Annotated in this window: 1 protein-coding gene and 1 pseudogene; both read right to left on the bottom strand. The window is 44.4% G+C overall.

The features are described 5' to 3' along the window. Nucleotides 1-1,456, bottom strand: a 1,456-nt coding sequence (locus tag AB4496_RS23330; protein WP_372104608.1) for a methyl-accepting chemotaxis protein, incomplete at its 3' end; no start/stop codon positions are given. A gap of 188 nt (nt 1,457-1,644) precedes the next feature. Continuing rightward, nucleotides 1,645-2,204 (bottom strand): annotated as a pseudogene (locus AB4496_RS23325) (sodium-dependent transporter); the annotation flags it as partial.

The raw sequence follows: 2,204 nt of genomic DNA, 5'->3' as shown, positions 1-2,204 counted from the left end.
GTTCTTCTGCCGCAGTCGCAATTGAGTTAACCATGCTTTGTACGTTGCCCGCACCGCTAACAATTGCTTCTAGAGCCGATACCGCCCCTGTACTTTGCTCTACACCAATTTCAACTAAACGACAGTTGTCTTGAGTGTAAGTAACCGCTTCTTGAGTACCAGATTGAATAGATTGGATGATACCAGACACTTCTTGTGTTGCTTTAGTCGTTCTCTCCGCTAGCGCTCGTACTTCATCAGCTACCACGGCAAAACCACGACCGAACTCACCAGCACGCGCAGCTTCAATAGCCGCGTTCAGAGCCAAGAGGTTGGTTTGTTCTGCGATATCTTCGATTACCTTGATAACACTGCCAATCTGCTCGCCATGTGAACCCAGCGTGTTCATTTGTAACGACATGTCGCTCATTTGAGTAGACACTTGTTGGATGCTCGCAACCATCTCCACGATCACTTTACGACCGTCTTCTGCAGACGTTTCTGAGCGGCGCGCTTCTTCATAAGTAGAAGTACCTTGTTGCGCTACTTCAGAAATGGTTAAGCTTAGTTCTTCTGCCGCAGTCGCAATCAATGTCGCTTTATCTGCTTGAGCAGAGGCGCCAGATACGATGTCGTGGCTGATTGATGATAGCTCACCAGTAACGGATTGAACTTGGGTAGTCACTGATGAGATAGAACCGAGGAGATCGACCAATGACTTTTGCATCTGGTTGATCGATTGAGCAAGGTCAGCCAACTCATCACCAGAATCATCAACAATGTCACCTGCCGTTAGATCACCATTTGCTACGCGTCGTGCAACTTGCTCTACACGAGTTAAGCGATTAGTAATAGAGCTAGACAATACAAACGCAATTACGCAACCAAACACAATCGCAACCGCAGTCAACACCATAATCGTGCGTTCGATTGTAATAAACGAATCCGTTAGTGTTAGCAGAGCTCGCTCTGTATCAGCAATCTCACTTTCAGATGCTTGATCAAGCAAATTTTCAATCGGGATAAGATTACTCTCATACAAAGAGCGAAGCTGCTGGATATTTGATAACAATGCAGTTTCATCATTAAGCATAGGTACGAGCTTCGATTCAAACTCTTGAGTAAAGCGCCCCATTAGCTCTTCAATTCGCTGAACACGACGATGGTCCTCTGAGCCTTTACTCTCTAAACGCTTTGCTTCTTCAATTGCTTGAGAAAATTGAGTCTTATTAGCTCGATAATCATTGAGCGCATTACCGCCCTGAACAACCGCGCCCAAAGCATCACGGTAAACATCACCAGCTTCATCGATCAATATAAGGTAGGTAACAGTTCCTGGAACATCATCCAGTCTAATTTCATCAGAGCTCTCGTGAGCCCCAATCACTTCTATCGATACAATCCCTACTAACGTGACAAGCACCGCCAATATAGATCCAAAACCCAAATATAGTTTTTTTCTCACTGACAATTTCACAGAACACCTACCTAAAATAAATACAGGCCGATATAGCCTAACCGAAAGATATATCGGCCACCACACGGATAACTTTAGGGGACGATGTTTTTATTTCTCGAAAAACAATAAGTACGTCGCATAAAAAACGGGAGCCAATGGCTCCCGCTTATCAATTAACTTTAGTTTGCGATTAGAGTTTCTAAGAATTATAGCTTCTTAGAAATAAGCGCAGAGCCGGCAATGATACCAATACCTAGTAGCATGATTGCACCTTTACCGCTGTCGAAGCCAGAAGAGATACCCATGAACGCTACGATAGCGATAGCTACTGGGATGATGTACTTAACGAGTGTGTACCATAGACCGAATAGTGGGAAAGATACTTCACCGTCGTTAGTGATTTCTTTCTCTAGGTCAGCACGGTTTAGTCTCCAACCAGCGAAGATACATACCAACATACCGCCAACTGCTAGGAAGATTTTATCCGTTAGTAAGTCGAAGATATCAAATGCACCAGTACCAAACAGTGTTGGACCGAAACCGCCAAGTGATAGAGAAGCGAAGATACATAGAATCGCCATTACGACACTTGCAGACAGTACAGCTGTTACACGCTTCATGCCTTTCTCATCGATTAGGTACGAAACAACAACTTCAAGTAGAGATACTGAAGAAGTCAGTGCCGCTACACTTAGACCAACGAAGAACATAAGAGCAAATAGAAGACCAACTACGCCGCCCATTTCAGCGAATAGCTGAGGAACAA

It is taken from the genome of Vibrio sp. 10N.222.46.A1, from assembly GCF_041473595.1.
Lineage (GTDB): Bacteria > Pseudomonadota > Gammaproteobacteria > Enterobacterales > Vibrionaceae > Vibrio > Vibrio tasmaniensis_A.
The sequence above is the reverse complement of the archived record's forward strand: the minus strand, read 5'-3'. Positions and strand labels throughout refer to the sequence as shown.